We start from the raw sequence: 21,289 nt of genomic DNA, 5'->3' as shown, positions 1-21,289 counted from the left end.
AATTATCTTTCTCCGCAAAATTACCTAGTTATGGTCCTGAGGAATTGGTCCGTGCGCAGCCTCGCCTCTCGCTCAACGGCGAGGACCTCGTCGATTGTGGTGGCGGGTTCGGCAAAAGCTGGGGCTTGGGAGAGTATCTCATCCACGGTGTCGACGATCTGCGGGAATTTAATGGACCCTTTCAAATAGGCAGCAGCCGCTTGTTCATTGGCTGCGTTATACACTGCTGGATAGGTTCCACCTTCGCCAGCTGCCAGTCGAGCAAGACGCACGGCAGGAAATGCCTCATCATCGAGGGGCTCAAATTCCCACATATGCTGGTGGGAAAATTGGAGGGCTGGTTGAGCCTCCTTCACGCGGTGAGGCCAGTTGAGTGCCAGAGAAATAGGCAGTTTCATCGAAGGAGGCGAAGCCTGAGCAATAGTTGCCCCGTCGTGGAAGGTGATCATGGAATGCACTATAGATTGCGGGTGCACGGTGACTTCAATGAGATCCGGAGCGATATCGAAAAGCAAGGTGGCTTCGATTAGCTCTAGCCCCTTATTCACCATCGAAGCTGAATTTAGGGTATTCATCTGCCCCATGGACCACGTGGGATGATTGGCCGCCTGCTGAGGGCTGACATCCCACATTTGCTGTCGTGTCCAACCACGGAAGGGACCCCCTGAGGCCGTAAGTACGATGCGCGCTACTTCTTCGCGGTGTCCAGCTAGAAGACACTGTGCCATGGCGGAGTGTTCGGAGTCTACAGGGATGATCTGACCCGGCTCAGCTGCTGCTATGGCCAAACGTCCACCTGCGACAAGGGATTCTTTATTAGCCAAAGCCAAATAAGCACCGCTGGCTAGCGTGGCCATCGTTGCAGCCAAGCCCATGGAGCCTACCAGCGCGTTCAAAACGGTATCGGCGGATACTGCCTCCACAAGTTCCTTCGCAGAATCGGATCCTTGGAGTACTGCTCCACCGAGAGCTTGAGAGACTACCGCGGCCGCTGCGGGGTCAGCGACAGCTATGTGATCGGGGGTCAAACCGAGAGCACGAGCCTGAGAGATGATAAGTTCTGGGTTGCGACCACCGGCAGCTATGCCACATACCGTGAATTTATCGGGGTTATCGGCGATCACCTCGAGGGCCTGGGTGCCGATCGAGCCCGTACTGCCCAAAATTAAAATTCGCTTGCTCATCTTTTCTATTGTTCCACTAATGTGCCCAACTGGAGAATAGTTGCCTGTAACTGGGTAAAATGCGGATCTCAATCCTATCGATAATAGCCACCATCCCCCTATAGTGGCTGTACTTTTGGTGGATGGATGTGATCGCACTAAGTGACGTCATCAGGATTCATGATGGCGCCACCAAGGCTTCGAGCACAATAAAGCGCGTATACGGTATGTGCTGGATCCTTCTGCAGCGCATGGGGTTTAGACCCACCTCGCATTTGCGGTACCGATATGCCAAAATGGTGACGTATAACCAGTATTATTAGTAGCGAAGTATCAGTAAGTAATATAAGGAGACTAGCGTGGCAGGTTCACACGAAATCACCCCGGAAGTTCATAATGGTGTGTCCACTTTGGATGAGCCTTCGGCTGCATGGGGGTGGCACCATCTAGGCCGCCACGCTGTCCAGCTATCTGGATGGACCACTGTATTTATCCTGTTGGCCTACAATTTTGGTAATCATACCGGACATGTAGAAACCTTTTATCTCTTTACTTTCGCGGCTCTTATTGCCGTCGGACTGCTGTGGCAGATCTTCGAGCCCCAGGGTAAACAAACGCGGACTCTCACCGCGCGCAATAAGCCCTTAGGCCATGAGGAACCAGACTGGGCCTATCTTCAAGCCACGGTCTCTGGCCCTTATGCTCAGCTGAAAGACTCTGAGTTGCGCGCTCTCAATATCGAGCCTTCGCGTGTGGCACACTTGCGTGCCCTCGACAACTAAGCGCTACGCATCTTAAAAAAAAGGAACGGCCGATTTGGCCGTTCCTTTTTTTATAATTCTACTGCGATGATTGGCTCAGTTCATCGGCGGCAAGCTGCCCACAGGCGGCGGCTATCTCCTGGCCCTTGGTATTGCGAACTGTGCACGTAACGCCCTGAGCGATAACACGGCGTACAAACTCTTCCTGGCGTTCTACAGGCGATGCGTCCCATTGAGACCCCGGGGTCGGATTGAGGGGAATGAGATTCACATGCGCCTTGGATCCGAGCGCCTTGTGTAATCGTTTGCCTAGAAGATCAGCGCGCCACCCTTGATCGTTGATATCTCTGATGAGTGCATATTCGATGGAAACGCGCCGTCCGGACCGATCCGCATAATAAGCGGCGGCGTCGAGGACCTCCTCTACCGCCCAACGGTTATTGACGGGGACTAAGCTATCGCGCAACTCATCGTCGGGGGTATGCAGTGAAACGGCTAGTGTAACGGAGAGATCTTCGTCCGCTAACTTGCGAATCGCAGGTGCGAGACCCACCGTCGAGACGGTTACATTTCGCTGCGATATTCCAAAACCCTCGGGAACGGGTTGCGTAATTTGGCGCACTGCAGAAACCACACGCTTATAGTTCGCTAGCGGTTCTCCCATTCCCATAAATACGATATTGGAGAGGCGTCCACCCTCACTAGCCATCGTTGCGGCCGCGGCGCGCACCTGATCGACGATTTCTCCGGTGGATAAATTGCGATCCAGCCCTCCCTGCCCAGTCGCGCAGAACGGACATGCCATTCCACAGCCCGCCTGAGAGGAGATACACAAGGTTGCGCGTTGTGGATAGCGCATTAATACTGACTCCAGGAGAGTCCCGTCGTGCAGTCGCCATAAGGTTTTTTGGGTCTCCCCATCATCAGCCTCGACTACCCGCACCTGCCTCATCAACGGTGGAAAAAGCTTTTCCGCCACACGTTCACGATCCTTCGCAGGTAGATCGGTCATGGTGCGCGGGTCGGATTCGAGACGCCCGTAATAATGTTTGGCTAACTGATTGATCCGAAACCTGGGCAGCCCCATCGCTTCGGCTGCAGCCTGACGCTCCGCGGTGTTTAAGTCAGCAAAGTGAGTAGGTGGCATGGATCGCCGTGGGGTGGAGAAATTGAGAGGAATTGCAGTAGCCATAGTCACTCCATCTTTTCATGTTTTGATGCAAAGGTCGATTAAGCACAGATTCTCGTTCTACCCAGCCGTGCCAGGCGTGCTCCAGATTCCATCTGCCGCCGCGAGCTCCAACACCGTTGCGATGGAGCTATCGGACGGTTATATTTTTCGTTCTAATGCTCACCCTGTATATAGCAGGCGCCGGTAATGATCACTCTGAACTTCCGCAAATATTTAGGGGCATTGCACGCGATGGTGATGGTATATATATCAGGGCTGCTAGTAGGCTGTGCGTCCAGGCGATATTTCCCTTAGTATGAGCCCTCTCCCTTCGATAGAGTCCATATCTTAAACTTTTAAAACTGACAGTTGCCACTTGGGTTGGGAGAACCTTGAGAAGGTCGCGGGCAATACCCCTTGGGGCCAGCTTTATACGATTGGGGGATTGTGGTGGTTTAGCTGTGAAAAATAGTTGCGTTGTTCCGCTGCTTAACGTTGAATTGATAATATGAATCAACTTAATCCCGAATCTCATCCCCTAGACGCCGATCCGGTCGTGGTCAACCCTGGCGATGCAAATCCCGCGACTTCAATCACCCCTGTTGTCCATGAAGGTGCAGCTGTGACGCCTGCCACCGCGGTCAACGAGGATAAAGCAAGCGCGACATCTTCCACATCCGAGGTAAAAAGCTCTATTGCCGGTGGCACGTGGGTGGCCTTGATCCTAGGGGCGCTGCTTCTTATTGTTCTTTTGGTCTTCATCCTGCAAAATCAGCAACAAATTGAACTGGTCTTATTCGCTTGGAACTTTACGTTCCCAGCTGGGGTTGGCTTCCTTCTCGCAGCTATTGCAGGCGCACTTATTATGGCTTTGGTCGGCGGTGTACGCATTCTACAATTGCGCAGTCAAGTGAAGAAAGCTGCTCACCACATCTAGTTCTTCGCTTTAAAAAAGATCGAAAAAACCGTAGCTCCCTCGACGCTACGGTTTTTTCATTTGATATTTAGCTTGCAATAAAACTCAAGACTAACCACGTCACCATGGCTGCGGGCAGCATGCCGTCAAAGCGATCCATGACGCCACCATGGCCAGGGAGCAAGTCCGACATATCCTTGATTCCTAATTCGCGCTTAAATTGGGATTCAACGAGATCACCCAGAGTGGCACAAATAACAAGACCAATCCCCAGAGCTATCCCCCAGAACCATTCGTAGCCGAGGAGAAAGTGCACACTCATGGCTCCAGTAGCTACCCCAAAAATTACGGAGCCTGCAAAGCCCTCCCAGCTCTTTTTGGGGCTAACGGCCGGAGCCATGGGGTGAGAGCCGATGAGCACCCCGACGATATATCCACCCGTGTCGGAGGCAATCACGCACAGCGCGAAGGTAGCAATAAACATCGTCCCGCTTATTCCGCCGTCGCCCTCAAGCAAAGACATCATCGCAGCAAAGCTACCAAATAACGGGACCCACGTAAGGACAAAGATTCCCATAGCGGTATCACGCAAATAGTTTTGTGGCGGGGCGTGGCGTCCGTGGTGGAAGAGTCTAGAGAACATTAGTAATAACACGGCCGTGACAAATCCGGAGACTAACCCCTTGGGGCCAAAGAAGAGACTGAGCCACAGCATCAGTTGGCCCCCAATTTGCAGCCACCAGCGTTGGACGATATAGCCCTTTTCATTCAACCGCGACATCACTTCCCACATAGCAATGGAGATGGCGATGGAGACGAAGAGGTACCAACCATGAGGTCCCGAGAACATTGCGAGGGCAGCGAGCACAAAGAGGGCGACTCCAATCAGAATCGCTTGTTTGAGATCGCGCCCCGCAGAATTCCTAGGCCTAGGTAAGCGGCGAGGTGTGGACGGCATTAATCATTTCCTTCAATCACGCACGCGCCATAGATCCTCAGAGAATATGAGAGGATCAGAAGGCTTGTGCGGGCCGAGCCGTTTTCCTCATATCGATAACGGCCGAATTCGGGGTCGGTGATATGTGGATTAAACTTCCATGAGTTCGGATTCTTTTTTGCCTACTACTTCATCAACAGCGGCAACATATTTAGCTGTGAGCTTATCAAGTTCCTTTTCGGCAGAGTTGACTTCGTCCTCACCGGCGTCGCCGTCTTTTTGGATCTTCTTAAACTGATCCATCCCCTTGCGACGAATATTACGGATGGCAATCTTGCCATCCTCGCCTTTGGATTTAGCTAATTTAACCATATCCTTGCGACGCTCTTCGGTGAGCTGTGGGATGGTCACTCGCAGCACTTGTCCGTCGTTGGTCGGATTAACACCAAGATCGGAGTTGCGGATCGCATTCTCTATTTCGCCCATCATGGACATTTCATAAGGCTTGATCAGGAGCATTCTTGCTTCTGGCACCGAAATGGTCGACATTTGGGTGATCGGAGTGGGCACACCGTAGTAGTCTGCGATGACTCCATTGAACATGGCGGGATTAGCGCGACCGGTTCGAATGGTCACCAAATCCTCTCGGGTGTGCTCGACGGAGTTGCTCATGCGTTCTTCGCACTCGAGGAGAATATCGTCTAACATTTTTCCTTCTTCTATGTGTTGGTAATGGTATGCGTTATGGGGGAAATTCTTTTCTCCCATAACAATCTTTTGGGTACTGTGGCCCGACCGGGTGCAATGGTCGATGCCGACTTTTAAATCTAGCTACTGGTTGAGAGTCTGAGCCCAGGGCCTAGGATTTCACCAAGGTTCCAATTTTCTCGCCAGCAATAGCACGGGCAATATTGCCTTCGGTGAGGAGATTGAAGACGAGGATCGGCATATTATTGTCCATGCAGAGGGAGAAGGCGGTAGTATCGGCTACTTTGAGGCTCTTTTCTAGTACCTCACGAGGGGTTATAGACTCATACAGCACAGCGTTAGGATTCTGGCGGGGATCATCAGAATAGACCCCATCCACGCCCTTAGCCATCAGGAGCACCTCGCAGTCGATCTCGAGTGCGCGCTGTGCAGCTGTGGTATCCGTTGAGAAATAGGGCATACCCATCCCCGCCCCGAAGATAACCACTCGCCCTTTTTCCAGATGGCGCTTGGCACGCAGGGGCAGGTACGGTTCCGCTATTTGAGCCATATTGATGGACGTTTGTACGCGGCATTCAATACCTTCTCGTTCCAGAAAATCTTGCAGTGCGAGACAGTTCATGACGGTCCCCAGCATTCCCATATAATCGGAGCGATTACGGTCGAGGCCTCGCTGCTGTAATTGGGCGCCCCGGAAAAAATTGCCGCCGCCAATGACTACTGCGATTTGTGCTCCGGAGCGGGCAACCCCAGCGATTTGACGTGCCACATTGGAAACAACGTCTGGATCGATACCCACTGCTCCCCCGCCGAACATTTCACCACCCAGCTTAAGCATGACCCGCTTATAGCCAGTACGAGGTTCCTCAAATTCAGTTATTGTCATAGTCCACAGCGCCTTTCCTCATATTCAACGATCGCGGTTATCCTGCACTTCTCTTTAAGAGGGAAGACAAACCGCTTTGTGGAGTTCATCTCGTCCTCGCCACCAATTGACCGCGGTGAGGATGAGACAGCAGTCTCAAATTCTTTATTTTACCTTATCCCTGATAAAACCTTGGTTCCCTCGAGGACACAATCGTTCCTATGGACCCCTCACCTACCCAACCGATATAGCTGTATCAGGCGGTAAAAAGCGACTTCGCTCCCTCTATCTCCGTGCGGAGGGGAGGAAGCGAAGTCGCAGATTGGTCAGTGAATTACTTTTAGTGCTGGCCAACCTCGAAGCGGGCAAAAGCGGTAATGGTAACGCCAGCGGCGTCCATCAGTGCCTTGACAGTCTTCTTGCTATCCGCAACAGAAGGCTGCTCGAGAAGAACGACGTCCTTGTAGAAGCCGCCAAGACGGCCTTCTACAATTTTGGCGATTGCAGCCTCTGGCTTACCTTCGGCGCGAGTGATCTCTTCAGCGACGTGGCGCTCCTTATCCAAAACATCTTCTGGGATATCTTCGCGAGTTAGGTACTGAGCCTTGAGTGCAGCAATTTGCATCGCGGCGGAGTGAGCAGCCTCTTCAGCGGCCTCTCCTTCACCGGTGTAGGCAACCATGACACCGACTGATGGTGGCAGGTCAGCGGAACGGTGGTGCAGATAAACGGAAACTTTCTCACCGGCGAGGGTAACGGCGCGGCGGAGTTCGAGCTTCTCGCCGATTTTTGCCGAGAGTTCCAGGATTGCCTCACCAGCAGTCTTATCACCGAGAGGTGCAGCAGCCAGCTCCTCGGGGGTATTAGCATTCACGCGAGCAGCGGCATCGGCAACACTCTGGCCAAATTCTTTGAATTCAGCGTTCTTTGCCACGAAGTCGGTCTCGGCGTTAACCTCAACCATTGTATTGCCAGAGACCGCGATGAGACCTTCGGATGCGTTGCGCTCTGCACGCTTTCCGACATCTTTAGCGCCTTTAATGCGCAGAATTTCGACGGCCTTCTCAAAGTCACCGTCGGTTTCAGCCAACGCATTCTTGCAGGCCAGCATGCCGGATCCGGTGATTTCGCGCAGCTTCTTTACGTCTGCAGCGGTGTAGTTCGCCATAGGGGGCGATCCTCCTCAGTTGTTGGAATTTTTACTAATATCTCTGTGCCTAGAGTACTCATCATGGAGCAGACTCGCACTGAAATACGATGTATTTGTTTGTGATTCTTTCTCTGTTCCGCGTTTTAAGCGAAAGGAAAAGAATGAGCGCCCCACCAATATATATAGCCGCCAAAGTTTTCGTGGCTGAACCGGTGAGGCGCTGCATCTATAGTCTCGTTATCCCCTCGCAGCTTGGCTGTTATCGAGTAGGAGCTCGGAGGCTTGATGGTGGGAAGTACTTATTTGGCTTCAGCTTCCTGCTGCGCCTCTTTAGCTTCCTCAGCAACCTCGGCAGGGGCCTCCACCTTAGCGGCTACCTCTACCTTGTCCTCCTTCTCGCCAGCTGCGTCTTTAGCAGCTGCCAGAGCGCGCTCTTCGCGGGCTTTCTTGCCTTCAATAACGGCGTGAGAAATGACCCGGGTCAAAACTGCAATGGAACGGATAGCATCGTCGTTGCCAGGAACTGGGAAGTTCACAACGTCAGGGTCACAGTTGGTGTCAAGAATGGCAACCACTGGAATATTGAGCTTATGTGCCTCGGCTACGGCAATATGCTCCTTGTTGGTGTCAACTACCCACAAGGCGGAAGGAACTTTGGTCATATCGGCAATGCCACCAAGTACGCGCTCAAGCTTGGTCCGCTCACGGGTGAGCATGAGGACTTCCTTCTTCGTGCGGCCTTCGTAGCCGTTCTCAGCGGCATCCATGGCCTGCAATTCCTTCATGCGGTGCAGACGCTTGGAAACAGTCTGGAAGTTGGTGAGCATGCCACCCAACCAGCGGTGGTTCACATAGGGCATCCCAACGCGCTCGGCTTCGTTAGCAATGGGCTCTTGAGCCTGCTTTTTGGTTCCAACGTAGAGGATGGTGCCGCCGTGAGCGACGGTCTCTTTGACGAACTCATAAGCCTCATCGATGAACGTCAGGGTTTGCTGTAAGTCGATGATATAGATGCCATTGCGCTCGGTGAAGATAAAGCGACGCATCTTTGGGTTCCAACGACGAGTCTGGTGGCCGAAGTGCACACCAGAATCGAGAAGCTCGCGCATGGATACAACTGCCATGGTGCTTCCTTTCTCTAGTAATTTTGGTTATATATCACTGGGCTTTCCCCAGTTCCTAGCAGCCAGCACCGACAGAAACACCGTTACACCCTGAAATATTAGGATTCACGGACCATGTCACTGATCACCGGCGTATTCCTGGCACATCCCCACACAAAGTGCGTTTGATACGACTGGAATACACGTGACTGCGCGAAATTTAAGCACGTGAATGCTAGGACATATCCAAGACGTATCCAAAGCACACACTGCCGCTGGTGAATTCTAGCGGAGCTAAGTAAGCTAATCAAGTCGAAAACCCGCCATATAGTCGGTCGACTTAATCTTTTTGAAAGGACACAGTTATCCACATTTGTGGCTCACAGCAGTTACCAGCACAGGCGCAGAGGCGGCCGTAGTGGTGCACTGTCATTATGGCTATGCTCACAAACATCAAATTGATCGTCATAATATCGGCGGGATTGAGTGTTCTCTCTATCGACGGCGTCGTCGCCGCGACTCCGAATGAACTCTATTCATCTAGCCAAGCGGCGTTCATAGACCCGATCACTGGCACTTCAACCGTCTCCTTTGTCATCCACGGCTTCGATGATCTCGAACACAACTGGCACGCTGGGCACCGCGGGGTGGATCTTCGCGCCAGTCGCGGAGCACCGGTTGTAGCTGCCGGTGAGGGGGAGGTATATTTTTCGGGCTCAGTTGCCGGAGTGCCGTCAATCTCTATCCAGCATCCGAACGGGGTACGCACCACCTATACGCCTGTCGACAGTACCCTCTCTAACGGAGATCCGGTGTATAAAGGTCAGGTCCTAGGAACCTTAGGAAATTCGGGGCGAGACCATGACGGATTGCACTGGGGTGCCAAAATAGCCTCCGATCGCTATATTGATCCACTTTCTCTTCTTGCGGATATAGATATCCGCCTCAAACCATGGAATCACATGAAAATCTGAAATCCACCGTCGACCCGAACAACATCAATACCCTCGTGACTACTAGGCTCGGGGATGCGATTGCTTGTAGGCCTCATAGAGCCGTTGGGAAGAGACATGGGTATAGATTTGCGTTGTGTTTAACGATGAATGACCTAAGAGTTCCTGCACCATTCGCAGGTCTGCACCACCGTCCAACATATGGGTGGCTGCACTATGGCGGACAGCGTGTGGCCCTAGCCCCGCGATGCGCAATTCCAGCCCGGCGCGCTCAACTAACCGCCGTACCACACGCGGATTAATACGTGCGCCTCTGGAACCGAGGAAGAAGGCGGGAGTGGATTCTTTGATTAACTCTGCTCGGGCTTGATCGCGGTAGGTTATAAGGCTTGTTCGGCACGGGTCTCCGAAGGGAACGACGCGCTGCTTATTGCCCTTGCCGGTGACTGTAACGACCATTCTGGTGAAGTCGAAGTCTCCCAAGTCGATACCGCAGAGTTCGGATACGCGGATTCCCGTGGCATAAAGAAGTTCCAAGATTGCGTGATCGCGCAGGTACTCCGGCTCGCGGGTGGCTGCGGAGGCTGTCATGAGTTGATTAATCTTAGGTGCGGGTACGACGTGGGGGAGATTGCGCGCCGGGGTGGGGCTTTGCAGGCGTTGGGCAATATCGCCTTGGATATAACCTTTTTTAAAAGCCCAGGTAGAAAAACTACGGATTGCAGCGATTCGTCTTGCCATGGTGGCCCGGGATTTTCCAGATTCAACCGCACCCGCAAGCCATGCCCGTAAATTTTTGAGACTGAAGTCCGTGAAGTTGCGGTAGGTGGCTGCAAAATCGCGCAGATCGGCGCGGTAACCTCTTACGGTCGCCGGTGAACGCCCCACCACAACTTCGAGGTGGGTGAGATAATCTGCTATTGCGGTCTCGAGTTGGCCGTATTCCTTATCTGAACCCGTCATATCTCTAGCGTAGGCGGATGTGAGCCTAAAGGTCTAGAGCACCGTTAGCTTTCGCCGCGAATCCAATAATTGCGCTTCCGGCTCACCATATTTTTCCCGTGCAATTCAATAAGGAGGTGCATGGTTAATCCCACGGGTAGTCCTGCACGTTCGGCTATATCAGTTGCGCTTAATGGCTGCGCATGTGTGGAATCGTAGACCCGCAATTCGTTCCGAGAAAGTCTTTGGACCGCTGTGGGTGCAAAATCGAGCTCGTATTGTGCTTCGGGGTCGACGGTACCCAGAGGTTGTACGAGTTCTCTGACCTCGTTCGGGGATCGAACCATCTGCGCTTCACCTGTTTTTATTTTCTCCAAGCACCCAAAGGAATTGATATCCGTGATAGGGCCTGGAACTGCCATGGGCTGGCGGCCGAGACTTGCCGCCCACTGCAGGGTATTGAGAGCCCCGGAACGCCATGCGGCTTGAGTGACAACGGTTCCTTGCCCAAGAACTGCCGCGAGCCGGTTGCGCGTGAGGAAGCGGTGCCGATACGGCGGCGCATCTGGAGGGTATTCGCTGATGAGTGCCCCACCAGGGGATTTCGCTATGGACCGAAACAGTGCCCTATTTGCCGCTGGATAGCTTCGATTGATTCCGCATGCCTGAACGACCACGGTCGCTCCACCCGCGTTGAGAGCTGTAGCGTGTGCGATGGTGTCCACGCCGAGTGCTCCCCCGGAAATAATGGTCCATTGGTGTTTGACGAGCCCTGCAACCATGAGTTCAGTGACATCGCGTCCGTATGCGGAAACAGCGCGAGTTCCTACCACTGTCAGTGATTGAGCGGTTAGAGCACGAATATTTGCCCCCTTGACCCACAGTGCATGGGGCCTCGCTGCGTCAGGTTGCTGACCTTTTGGGGACTGGCTCATGCCACGCTCAGCGAACCCGAAGCCCGAATCAAAAAGCTCACCTGGCCATTCCTTGTCCTCGGGTGTTATTAATCTAGCGCCGCAGTCATGGGCTTTGTCTAGGTCCTCTTTCGCCCGATCAATATGATAGCGAGCGGCCGTTGCAGCCGCTAAGGAGCCGATCCACGGAGCCCGCTTTTTGACTCCACACGCAATCTCCTCAATATCATGGCCTTGATCGATCAGGGCTTGGAGATGCCGGCTGGGACCTTCGATGACGCGCGATAGATAGGCCCACGCTTCGATTCTTGAGTCAGATATTGGCATAAGATCTCTCCGATCCGCGCAGTTTACTGGCACGCGCGATATGATCTACCCCAGGCTGGGGCGCACCTTCGAGGTCGGCGAGGGTCCAAGCGATTTTTAAGATTCGATCAACTCCTCGTTGTGTGATGAGTCCGCGGGCTAGAAAACTACTCATCATCGCCATGGCTTCGTCATCTGCGGGGTGGTTTCGGCGCACTACCGCTGGCTCCAATGTGGCATTGATCATTGGGCCGAAGCCCGCTTTTTCCCAACGATAACGCGCTCGACTTCGTGCTTGGCTCACCCGTTGGGCAATATTGGCAGAAGACTCGACAGTAGTCGCTGGGGTGACGGTTCCGCGGCTATGAGTCTTGGCATAGATATCGATCCGATCCCGCAGCGGTCCAGAAATATTAGCCAGGTACTTGGCCCGCGTAGTGGCGGAGCAGGTACATTCACTAACTTCATGTGCTGCACAGCGGCACAGGTTGGCGGCCATAATGAGCAGAAACTGTGCTGGTAATTCGATGATGCGGTGGCGGCGCTGCAAGCGCACGCATCCTTGTTCAAGGGGGACGCGAAGATGATCGAGCACCCTAGCGGGGATCTCCGAAACCTCATCGAGGAAGAGGACTCCGTGATGTGCCAGCGATGCCGCACCGGGCTTAGGGTGCCCATGTCCTCCTCCGATGAGTGCCGCCGCGCTCACGCTGTGATGTGGGGCTACGAAGGGGGCACGATATGCCTCATGGCTCATTCGCTGCCCTGCACGAGCATAGATCGCTGCGGTTTCAATGGCTTCCGCTTGATTCAAAGGGGGAAGAATAGTGGGGATTCGCTCGGCGATCATGGATTTTCCACTTCCCCTAGGCCCGGTTAAAAAGAGTGAGTGACCGCCAGCAGCCGCAATTTCGGCTGCCTCTTTCGCTACTGATTGATCCATGATCTGGTTCATATCAACGACACCCTGTGGTGGTGTCTGTGGGTTGGGGCAACTCGATACGGTTGGGAGGACTATATCCCCTCGTAGCCAAGCCACGATATCGCCGACAGTCTTCGCCGCCCTGATCTCAACGCCGATACCGGCGGCTACTTGAGCTTCTTCGATATTGGCATGAGGAATGATGGCTGTTGGTATTTTATTACGATGAGCGCACAGTATTCCAGGTAAGGTCCCACGAACCCCGCGGAGGCGACCATCTAAACCGATTTCTCCCACAATCAAGGTGCGAGCGGCGCGCCTATGAAGATCTGTGTCTCCCGATTGCGCAACTAAGATGGCGGTGGCTATAGCGGCATCGAAGTGGTTGCCCGTTTTGCTGATATCCCCGGGCAGGAGGTTCACCGTGATCTTAGTCTTCGGCCAAGGAAGGTTGCGATTGTGGGCGGCTGTTTTTATGCGATCTTTAGCCTCGATAACTGCGGCCGACGCCATCCCTACGATATAGGTTCCAGGCAGACCCGGCCCTATATTTGCTTCCACTTCTACGGGTATGGAGTTGATCCCATCAAAGGCTACTGAATAAGTTTTAGCGAGCACCCGAGTCCACCCCTCGATACCAGGTGATCTCAGCGAAGCGACCATCGCGTGTGACCACAGTGATAACGTCAAATCGCATGGGCAGGAAAATTCGCGTTTTCGCCCATAAAATCGCGGTGGCCCGCATCCGCCGTAGTTTCTTCTGATCTACTGCTTCAGCGGCTCCATAGGTGTAGGAGCTTCGAGTTTTCACTTCTACCACCACACGTATGCGGTGGAGGGGATCGTAGGCGATAATATCGATCTCTCCGCATGGATAGGCGATATTGCGACCAAGGATCTTAAGACCTCGCCGCCGCAGAAAATCGACGGCTGCGTTCTCGCCGACGGTGGCGAGTATTGGAGGTGGCAGTTGCTGAGTTGAAGAAGATAAAGAGGTTATAGACATTGGGGTGCTCTTCTCTAGCAAGGCATAAAACTTAAAGTGATTGGACGCAGATTTTTCTGCGCTCACTTCTTAGCGTTGACGAGAACGGGCACCGTGGCAAAGGTAAAATATGCTGGCAAACAGATTCTGTGGGATTCTGCTTAAAGGGTCCATATGGACCATAGCTATCATTGGTCTAAATGGACCCGTAAAAGATCGAGTTGCGTTGCCTCTAGTCAGGGATGACTAACTCAGGTTTATCTAGTTCTTCAATATTGACATCTTTGTACGTTATAACTCTCACGTAGCGAACAAAGCGTGCGGCTCGGTACATATCCCACACCCAGGCGTCGGACATCCGAACTTCATAGTAAACATCAGCGCCGTTGGTATGCGGAATGAGCTCCACCGCATTCGCAAGATAAAAGCGCCGATCAGTTTCTATCACATAGGAGAATTGACTAACCACATCCCGATACTCGCGGTATAGGGCTAGTTCGACATCAGCCTCATAATTCTCTAGATCTTCAGCGCTCATCAATCTGTTCCTCCCTTTGATGTGGGAAATTTTCTTGTGCCAGCCACTGCTTATGCGCTGCGGCTATATTTGCATAACTATAACGATGAATAGGGCTGGCTCCATGGAGGCGCACCGCGTGGATATGCTCACGGGTGCCATACCCTTTATGTCGGGCGAAATTATAGACAGGGTATTTCTCATGGTATTCCTCCATCACCGTATCCCGCGCGTATTTAGCCAGAACCGACGCGGCTGCAATGCACCGCGCTTGGCTATCGCCGCCGATAATCGGCAAGGAGGGCGCGGAAAAACCTTCAATGCGCAGGGCATCAGTCAGAATATAGTGCGGGCTTAGTTTTAATTGAGCCACCGCTCGACGCATACCAGAAGTATTCGCATTCTGAATTCCGCGGATATCAATTTCTGGGGCGCTGATATGAACAATTGCGCTTGCGAGTGCGTAGCGGAGGATCAGTGGGTATAACTGGGCTCTTTTTAACGGTGTGAGTTTTTTGGAATCGGTTAATTCCGCGAGTTCGGCAATGGGATGAGAGGGTAATATGCACGCGGCGATTGTAATAGGGCCAGCGCAACTCCCCCGCCCTGCTTCGTCGACCCCCGCAACGGGCCCTAGACCTGCTTTGTCTAGGGCGACTTCGAAGGTGCGAAGATATTTCAGGGTGCGCATGGATAATATGGTTAACTAATTGGTGCCTAGGTCTACGTGCTCAATAAAACCAGTGCGCGGTAGGGGGAAGAGAATAAAGGATACTTTACCTTTCACATTATCTACGGGGATGGTTCCTTGGGTGTTGTCCCCCAAGTGGTAGCGCGAATCGGCTGAGTTGGTTCGGTTATCTCCCATCATGAAGAGGTGTTGGTCGGGTACTTTAACCGGGCCGAAATATGGGCCCCCGCATGCATCGGAACCAGTGTCAGGCGAAATTGGGTATTGAGGTGGGGTATTGATAAAGGAATCGTTTGTTCGCTTCCCGTCAACCATGACGCCGGAATCACCCGGCAAACACTGCACGGTTTGTCCTCCCGTAGCAATGACGCGCTTGACTAGATCGTTTTCATCTGGAGCGACGAATCCGATGAAGGCTCCTGCCTCCTGGAGACCAGAGATAAGAGGATTGGTGGAGCGCGAAGATACGAAATTCGTGTTCCATGAATCGGTACCCTTAAATACCACTACATCGCCTGGCTGAGGGTCATCGAATGCGTAGGTTATTTTCTCTACAAAGATGCGGTCGCCGAAGCAACCCGCGCATCCATGCAAAGTGGGTTCCATCGATTGCGAGGGTATGAGATAGATGCGGCCGACGAATACTTGCAGAATCGAAATGAAGATAATGGTGAGGAGAACAACCAGCGGTATCTCGATATACCAGGGCTTTCCCTTCTTCTCTTTCGGCTTCTTATCGTCGGGATCTTTCGCGCCCGATGCGTCATATTCTGGATGCTGATTCACACTGTGGAATCTTAGCAGCATCTCGTGCAGCGTCTGATTCCTATTGCTAGATATCGGATGACTAAGCTGAGCTGGCACCAACAAAAAATCCTGTGGGCGGATGGTCTCCGTACCCACAGGATGAATTCTTTTTACGCCAGAAAAATTAGCGCTTTTCGCGAATCTTGGCAGCCTTACCACGTAGATCACGCAGGTAGTACAGCTTAGCTCGGCGAACACGGCCCCGAGTGATCACGTCGATCTTTTCAATATTGGGGGTGTGCACTGGGAACGTACGCTCCACACCGATACCGAAGGACACCTTGCGGACGGTGAAAGTCTCACGGATGCCGGATCCCTGGCGGCGGATTACGACACCTTTGAAAATCTGCACACGAGACTTGCTGCCCTCAATAACCTTAACGTGGACGTCAAGAGTATCGCCGGCGCGGAAATCTGGGATATCGTCGCGCAATGAAGCTGCATCAACTTTGTCAAGAAGGTTCACAGTTAAACCAATCCTTTTCTTTTATAGGAAAGAGGAACCTAGCGGCACTTCCTTCTAAAAAAACTTTTGGGCGCTCGTGCTGGTTCATATCCACTACAGAGTATTGAAGGCTGGCAAGAAACCAGACAACTGTGGGAATATTACCGTTGTTAGCTAGGAACATCAAGTTAGCTCAGGGAGGCCACCATCCGTCGCTTGCGGTCTCTTCAGCTCCCTCCTTTTCACCGCGCAGAGATCTGCTCCTTCGAGCGTGAGGAGAAATTCCTTGATGACCATGGGGGCTGCGAACCCGCCGAGTGAGTGCGCCGCTACGACGCGGTGACATGGGACGATGAGCAGGAGTGGATTGGCTCCAAGTGCGCGTCCCACCGCTCGGGCGGTTCTTGGTTTTCCAATAGCACGAGCTAATCCTCCGTAGGTGATCATCTCCCCCCTCGGAAGGGTTTGAAGGGCTCGGTATACACGCATCGCAAAGTCGGTTCCCTGAATCTCAGGCGTGATGAGACCCTCGTCAGGTTCGTCTCCGGCAAAATACTGAGCTAACCACTGTCGTAATCCAGCCGCAGCATGAGATGGAACGGTATCATTCGAGATCTGATTCTCGTCGGGGAAGCCGCGCTGTTCGCGGTGCCACAAACCCACAATACGCGTTCCGCAGAAACGGGCCCGCAATTGTCCTACTGGAGAGTCGATATCGATGCTCGCATAGTGTGGTAGGCGCGCCATGGCGAGACTAGTTTTGTTCCAGGTTATTTTCCAGGCCGGCGCGTCGCATGGCATCAGCTAGAGAGCCGGAGGCCGACGCTTGCTGCTTCCTCTGCGGCTGTTTTTTATTAGGAGACCGCGTCGCTTTTTCATCTCGAAGGCGCATGCTGAGACTAATTCGATGGCGCTGGGGATCCACGTCGAGAACCTTCACGCGCACGACTTGGCCCGAACGGACAACCTCGTGGGGATCAGAGATAAATTTCTCACTCATAGCGGAAATATGCACTAATCCGTCTTGATGAACCCCAATATCAACAAATGCACCAAATTGGGCAACGTTGGTCACAGTTCCCTCTAGAATCATGCCTGGCTGGACGTCACCAATCGAGGTCACGCCTTCCTTAAAGACCGCCGTTTTGAATTCTGGGCGAGGATCTCGACCAGGCTTATCTAATTCAGCCAGAATATCTACCACGGTGGGAACACCGAACATATCGTCTGCGAAGTCAGCTGGATTGAGGGAGCTGAGAAGCCTGGTATTACCTATGAGGTCAGCAACGTCGAGGTTGGCGCTGCGTGCAATCGCGCGCACGACCGGATAAGCCTCTGGGTGCACGGCGGAAGCGTCGAGGGGATCTGCGGCACCGGTGACTCTTAAAAATCCAGCGCACTGTTCGAAGGCCCGCGGCCCCAGACGGGGTACGTTCTTGAGTGCAGCTCGAGAGCTGAAAGAACCATGCTCATTGCGGTAAGAAATGATGTGGCTGGCGATCGTTGGGGTGATACCAGCCACCTTGGTGAGCAAAGGATGGGAGGCGGTGTTGAGATCTACGCCGACCCCGTTGACGGCATCTTCAACGACGGCATCAAGAGTTGACGCTAACTTTGCCTGGTTGACATCATGCTGATACTGGCCCACCCCAATTGCCTTCGGATCGATCTTGACCAATTCGGCGAGGGGATCCTGCAAGCGCCGAGCAATGGAGACAGCGCCGCGCAGGGAGACATCCAAATCGGGAAATTCCTGCGCTGCTAGTTCGGACGCAGAATATACCGAGGCACCAGACTCGCTCACGACCACTGGGATCGGGCGGGCTGCGCCGGATTGTGAGGTAGCAGCGGCAATTTCTGTTGCTAGTTTCTCCGTTTCTCTCGAGGCCGTTCCGTTGCCGATTGCGATTAGTTCCACTGCATAGTGTTGGCACAGGTGAGTGAGGTGCTGGCACGTCTTGTCCCACTGGTTGTGAGGCTGATGGGGATAGACCACAGCGGTATCGAGAACTTTTCCGGTGCCGTCGATCACCGCACATTTCACTCCGTGGCGATAGCCCGGATCCAAACCTAAAGTGGTGCGTTGACCCGCGGGCGCTGCAAGCAGGACATCTTTGAGATTGCGGGCAAAAACATCGAGGGCGCCTGCTTCGGCCTTCTCATTTAAGCGCATCCGCGTATCGAGGCTCGCACCGACATAAAGCTTGGTTTTCCAGCCCCATCGCACCGCGTGGTCGAGCCATGGATACCCAGCGGTGAGCCCCAGATGCTTCATGACCAGTCCGATATAGAATTCATCATCCCCCGGGTTTAATTCGAGCTTAAGAATCCCTTCTTTCTCTCCTCTCATGATCGCCAGAATGCGATGGGAAGGGAGGCTATGGAAGGGTTGGCAGAAATCGAAGTAGTCGGCGTATTTCGCCCCTTCCTCAGCTTTACCATCAATTAATTGTGAAGATAGTACTCCATTTCTAAACATGGCCTCGCGGATCTCAGTGAGCAGATCCGGGTAGAATGTCAACCGGTCAACAAAAATGGCAAGCGCACCTTTATGCACAGCCTTGATATCAGGGAAATCGGCGTGGATAAATCGCGCTGCATACTCATCTGGGTCATGGGGTTTATCGGTCATGAGCTCGTCGAGGAGGGCTTCGAGACCTGCTTCGCGTGCGGTATCAGCCTTGGTTTTCCGGCGCTTTTTATAGGGTGCGTAGAGATCTTCTAGGCGGGCTTTATTCTCGCATCCCGCAATGAGCTCACGCAGTGTGGGGGTAAGTTTGCCCTGCTCGTCGATGGCACTGAGGACAACGTGCTTACGGGCCTGAAATTCCTCTAAATATTGGCTGCGTTGGTGAATATGACGCAGTTGGGAATCGTCAAGTCCACCGGTGTGTTCCTTGCGATAACGGGCGATAAAGGGAACGGTATTTCCAGCGTCGATTAGCGCCAGGGCACGGCGAACTTGATCGGGGTCGACACTGAGTTCCGTGGCAATGGTCTCGACATGAAACGCTGCTGACTCACTCATGAGCGTTATTGTAGTCAGGCCAGAAATCGATTGTGAAAAGGAAAATACTACCGCCATCATGGACTTCGACGACGGTAGTATAGGAGGAAGGTTCTAGCCGGTATGCCCTTTCAGGAGGTCTGCAAAGCTTCTGACTTCGGGATTAATGGTGGTATTGGAGCTACGCTGCGGTAGTGAATCGTAATCGGGACCGAATCCAACAACTCCGGAGTTGGTGCTCACAATATGCTCTGCAAGTTCGGTAGCAGCACGGTTGACGCGGTGTTCGATCTCGCTGTCGGAACCGAAATCATCGGTGGCCGCGAAGACCGCAGTTGGCACAACCACAGCTCTCATATAGGCAAATAGCGGGCGCATCGCATATTCGAGAGCGAGCGAATGCCGTGGGGTTCCCGCGGTAGCTGCGATCAAGACAGGCATCCGAGTTAATGCCTGCGGATCGAGAGTGTCAATGAACATCTTAAATAGCCCTGAGTAACTTGCCGCAAAGATGGGGGTTGCCGCCACCACAGCGTGAGCGTCGGTGACGTTGTCCATAGCCTCACGCAGTTTATCGGTATAGATACCTGTGGTCATCACCGTGGCAAGATCAGTTGCGTATTCGGTGAGGTTCACATACTCAACCTCAAGTCCCTCACCCCGCTTAGAAACCTGGGCCACCACCGATTGCGCAATACGTTCGGCCAAAAGCCTGGTACTCGAGGGGCTAGACATTCCAGCGTTAAGCACTAATAGTTTCTTCATCTCTACCTACTTTCCTTCAGCCGGAATAACGAGGCGATGGTACGAGTTCTCACCTTCAGCAACCAAGCTCGCGTGGGTTGGAGGATCGCTTGGTACGTGGGCGGGGCGACGAGCTTCGAATTCTTGTCGTAGTACTGGGGCGATTTCCTTACCCAGAATCTCGATCTGCTCGAGCACAACCTCCTGAGGAAGACCGGCATGGTCGATTAGGAACATCAAACGCTGGAAGTCGCCTACCGCATCGGCATAGCCGAGGTACCGTTCAATGATCTGTTCTGGGGTCCCCACCGTCAGTGGGGTCATGCGAGTGAAATCTTCCATAGAAGGCCCGTGTCCATATACTGGCGCCTCGTCGAAATAAGGGCGGAAAAACTCCTGAGCCTTACGCTCGGTTTCGGCAGCGAAGAATTGTCCCCCGAGACCGACTATTGCTTGATCGGCGGCACCGTGTCCGTAGTGCTCGAAACGCTGGCGATAGAGATTCACCATGCTGGCGGTATGTTCGATATTCCAAAATATATTGTTATGGAAAAACCCATCACCATAATAAGCTGCTTGCTCGGCAATCTCGGTGGAGCGGATGGAGCCGTGCCAGACAAAGGGGGCTACGTCGTCGAGGGGCCGCGGAACGGCTGTGAACTGTTGTAGTGGGGTGCGGAATTCCCCCTTCCAGTTGACATTTTCCTCACGCCACAATCGACGTAAAAGGTGGTAATTTTCTACTGCTAATTCAATGCCTTTGCGGATATCTTTACCAAACCAAGGATAAACGGGGCCGGTATTACCACGGCCCATCATCAGGTCCACCCGGCCTTCCGCTAGATGCTGGACATACGCATAATCTTCAGCGATTCGAACGGGGTCGGTGGTGGTAATCAGAGTCGTAGCTGTGGTGAACTGGATATGACGAGTTTGAGCCGCTAAGTGAGCCATTAAGATGGGCGGATTCGCCGGAGCCACGAAAGGCGGGTTGTGGTGTTGCCCTGTACCGAAAACGTCGAGGCCTACTTCTTCGGCCTTCTTGGCTATGTCTACGGTGGCCTTAATACGCTCGTGTTCGGTTGGGGTTGTACCTGTCGTTGGGTCTTTGGTTACGTCGCCGATTGAGAAAATTCCGATTTGCATAACCATAGAATAAATAAAAGTTGTAGACGTGTCAACAACTAGGGACTCTCAACCCTCATCCCCGGCTCACCACCACAAAATTTGCAGCTTAATGTTCTACCTCGACCGCTTGTTGTGCCTACACAGAGGTTAAGCA

Annotated in this window: 22 protein-coding genes; 3 read left to right on the top strand and 19 right to left on the bottom strand. The window is 53.1% G+C overall.

Annotation, left to right across the window (positions count from 1 at the left end; all coding sequences use genetic code 11):
* Positions 1 to 20 precede the first annotated feature (20 nt).
* Entirely contained in the window at positions 21 to 1,184 is a 1,164-nt protein-coding gene (gene dxr, locus NXT01_RS00640; RefSeq protein ID WP_396124683.1) for a 1-deoxy-D-xylulose-5-phosphate reductoisomerase, read from the bottom strand.
* A gap of 338 nt (positions 1,185 to 1,522) precedes the next feature.
* Between dxr and NXT01_RS00635 the strand changes: the two genes are divergently transcribed.
* Entirely contained in the window at positions 1,523 to 1,945 is a 423-nt protein-coding gene (locus NXT01_RS00635) for a DUF2631 domain-containing protein (protein WP_259076300.1), read from the top strand.
* Between the two features lie 58 nt (positions 1,946 to 2,003).
* Here NXT01_RS00635 and rlmN read toward each other — a convergent pair whose 3' ends face one another.
* Positions 2,004 to 3,116, bottom strand: coding sequence for a 23S rRNA (adenine(2503)-C(2))-methyltransferase RlmN (gene rlmN, locus NXT01_RS00630; protein WP_259076299.1), 1,113 nt, complete (start codon positions 3,114 to 3,116; stop codon positions 2,004 to 2,006).
* Between the two features lie 487 nt (positions 3,117 to 3,603).
* Here rlmN and NXT01_RS00625 point away from each other — a divergent pair, with 487 nt between their 5' ends.
* On the top strand, positions 3,604 to 4,032 hold the full coding sequence (locus NXT01_RS00625) for a lipopolysaccharide assembly LapA domain-containing protein (RefSeq protein WP_259076298.1): 429 nt from the start codon (positions 3,604 to 3,606) through the stop codon (positions 4,030 to 4,032).
* A 67-nt stretch (positions 4,033 to 4,099) separates the two neighbouring features.
* On the opposite strand, the gene NXT01_RS00620 is transcribed toward NXT01_RS00625, so the two are convergent.
* From NXT01_RS00620 to rpsB, 5 genes are all read right to left on the bottom strand, one after another.
* Positions 4,100 to 4,969: a phosphatidate cytidylyltransferase gene (locus NXT01_RS00620; RefSeq protein WP_259076297.1), complete on the bottom strand. Its 870-nt coding sequence runs from the start codon at positions 4,967 to 4,969 to the stop codon at positions 4,100 to 4,102.
* Positions 4,970 to 5,098: 129 nt separating this feature from the next.
* Complete coding sequence (gene frr, locus NXT01_RS00615) at positions 5,099 to 5,656, bottom strand: ribosome recycling factor (protein ID WP_259076296.1); 558 nt, start codon at positions 5,654 to 5,656, stop codon at positions 5,099 to 5,101.
* 151 nt (positions 5,657 to 5,807) lie between these two features.
* The gene (pyrH, locus tag NXT01_RS00610; RefSeq protein WP_259076295.1) at positions 5,808 to 6,542 is read right to left on the bottom strand and encodes a UMP kinase; all 735 of its coding nucleotides are present in this window, start codon (positions 6,540 to 6,542) and stop codon (positions 5,808 to 5,810) included.
* A 319-nt stretch (positions 6,543 to 6,861) separates the two neighbouring features.
* On the bottom strand, positions 6,862 to 7,689 hold the full coding sequence (tsf, locus tag NXT01_RS00605) for a translation elongation factor Ts (RefSeq protein WP_259076294.1): 828 nt from the start codon (positions 7,687 to 7,689) through the stop codon (positions 6,862 to 6,864).
* A 281-nt stretch (positions 7,690 to 7,970) separates the two neighbouring features.
* Positions 7,971 to 8,795, bottom strand: a complete 825-nt coding sequence (gene rpsB, locus NXT01_RS00600; protein WP_259076293.1) for a 30S ribosomal protein S2 — start codon at positions 8,793 to 8,795, stop codon at positions 7,971 to 7,973.
* A 413-nt stretch (positions 8,796 to 9,208) separates the two neighbouring features.
* On the opposite strand from rpsB, the gene NXT01_RS00595 reads away from it, so the two are divergent.
* On the top strand, positions 9,209 to 9,748 hold the full coding sequence (locus NXT01_RS00595) for a M23 family metallopeptidase (protein ID WP_259076292.1): 540 nt from the start codon (positions 9,209 to 9,211) through the stop codon (positions 9,746 to 9,748).
* Positions 9,749 to 9,790: 42 nt separating this feature from the next.
* On the opposite strand, the gene NXT01_RS00590 is transcribed toward NXT01_RS00595, so the two are convergent.
* From NXT01_RS00590 to NXT01_RS00535, 12 genes are all read right to left on the bottom strand, one after another.
* Positions 9,791 to 10,690 (bottom strand): tyrosine recombinase XerC, encoded by a 900-nt coding sequence (locus NXT01_RS00590; protein ID WP_259076291.1) that lies wholly within the window; start codon positions 10,688 to 10,690, stop codon positions 9,791 to 9,793.
* 44 nt (positions 10,691 to 10,734) lie between these two features.
* Positions 10,735 to 11,910 carry a DNA-processing protein DprA gene (locus NXT01_RS00585; protein ID WP_259076290.1) on the bottom strand — a complete coding sequence of 392 codons (1,176 nt, stop codon included), beginning with the start codon at positions 11,908 to 11,910 and terminating at the stop codon, positions 10,735 to 10,737.
* On the bottom strand, positions 11,897 to 13,429 hold the full coding sequence (locus tag NXT01_RS00580; RefSeq protein WP_259076289.1) for a YifB family Mg chelatase-like AAA ATPase: 1,533 nt from the start codon (positions 13,427 to 13,429) through the stop codon (positions 11,897 to 11,899). The genes NXT01_RS00585 and NXT01_RS00580 overlap by 14 nt, the downstream gene beginning before the upstream one ends.
* Positions 13,419 to 13,817, bottom strand: a complete 399-nt coding sequence (locus tag NXT01_RS00575; RefSeq protein ID WP_259076288.1) for a YraN family protein — start codon at positions 13,815 to 13,817, stop codon at positions 13,419 to 13,421. The genes NXT01_RS00580 and NXT01_RS00575 overlap by 11 nt, the downstream gene beginning before the upstream one ends.
* Before the next feature lie 211 nt (positions 13,818 to 14,028).
* Positions 14,029 to 14,334 carry a DUF2469 domain-containing protein gene (locus NXT01_RS00570; RefSeq protein WP_259076287.1) on the bottom strand — a complete coding sequence of 102 codons (306 nt, stop codon included), beginning with the start codon at positions 14,332 to 14,334 and terminating at the stop codon, positions 14,029 to 14,031.
* Positions 14,324 to 15,004: a ribonuclease HII gene (locus tag NXT01_RS00565; protein WP_259076286.1), complete on the bottom strand. Its 681-nt coding sequence runs from the start codon at positions 15,002 to 15,004 to the stop codon at positions 14,324 to 14,326. Before NXT01_RS00565 ends, NXT01_RS00570 begins: the two co-directional genes overlap by 11 nt.
* 15 nt (positions 15,005 to 15,019) lie before the next feature.
* A complete protein-coding gene (gene lepB, locus NXT01_RS00560) occupies positions 15,020 to 15,811 on the bottom strand; it encodes a signal peptidase I (protein ID WP_396124698.1) in 792 nt (263 codons plus the stop codon).
* 124 nt (positions 15,812 to 15,935) lie between these two features.
* The gene (gene rplS, locus NXT01_RS00555; RefSeq protein WP_259076284.1) at positions 15,936 to 16,277 is read right to left on the bottom strand and encodes a 50S ribosomal protein L19; all 342 of its coding nucleotides are present in this window, start codon (positions 16,275 to 16,277) and stop codon (positions 15,936 to 15,938) included.
* 162 nt (positions 16,278 to 16,439) lie between these two features.
* On the bottom strand, positions 16,440 to 17,003 hold the full coding sequence (locus tag NXT01_RS00550) for a methylated-DNA--[protein]-cysteine S-methyltransferase (protein WP_259076283.1): 564 nt from the start codon (positions 17,001 to 17,003) through the stop codon (positions 16,440 to 16,442).
* A 7-nt stretch (positions 17,004 to 17,010) separates the two neighbouring features.
* A complete protein-coding gene (locus tag NXT01_RS00545; protein ID WP_259076281.1) occupies positions 17,011 to 19,284 on the bottom strand; it encodes a Tex family protein in 2,274 nt (757 codons plus the stop codon).
* A 93-nt stretch (positions 19,285 to 19,377) separates the two neighbouring features.
* A complete protein-coding gene (locus NXT01_RS00540; RefSeq protein ID WP_259076280.1) occupies positions 19,378 to 20,028 on the bottom strand; it encodes an FMN reductase in 651 nt (216 codons plus the stop codon).
* A 6-nt stretch (positions 20,029 to 20,034) separates the two neighbouring features.
* Complete coding sequence (locus NXT01_RS00535) at positions 20,035 to 21,153, bottom strand: CE1758 family FMN-dependent luciferase-like monooxygenase (RefSeq protein WP_259076279.1); 1,119 nt, start codon at positions 21,151 to 21,153, stop codon at positions 20,035 to 20,037.
* Positions 21,154 to 21,289: the final 136 nt, after the last annotated feature.

This window comes from Corynebacterium sp. ES2775-CONJ (assembly GCF_024814515.1).
GTDB lineage: Bacteria > Actinomycetota > Actinomycetes > Mycobacteriales > Mycobacteriaceae > Corynebacterium.
Note: the sequence above shows the minus strand (reverse complement) of the source record. Positions and strands in the feature narration are given on the sequence as shown.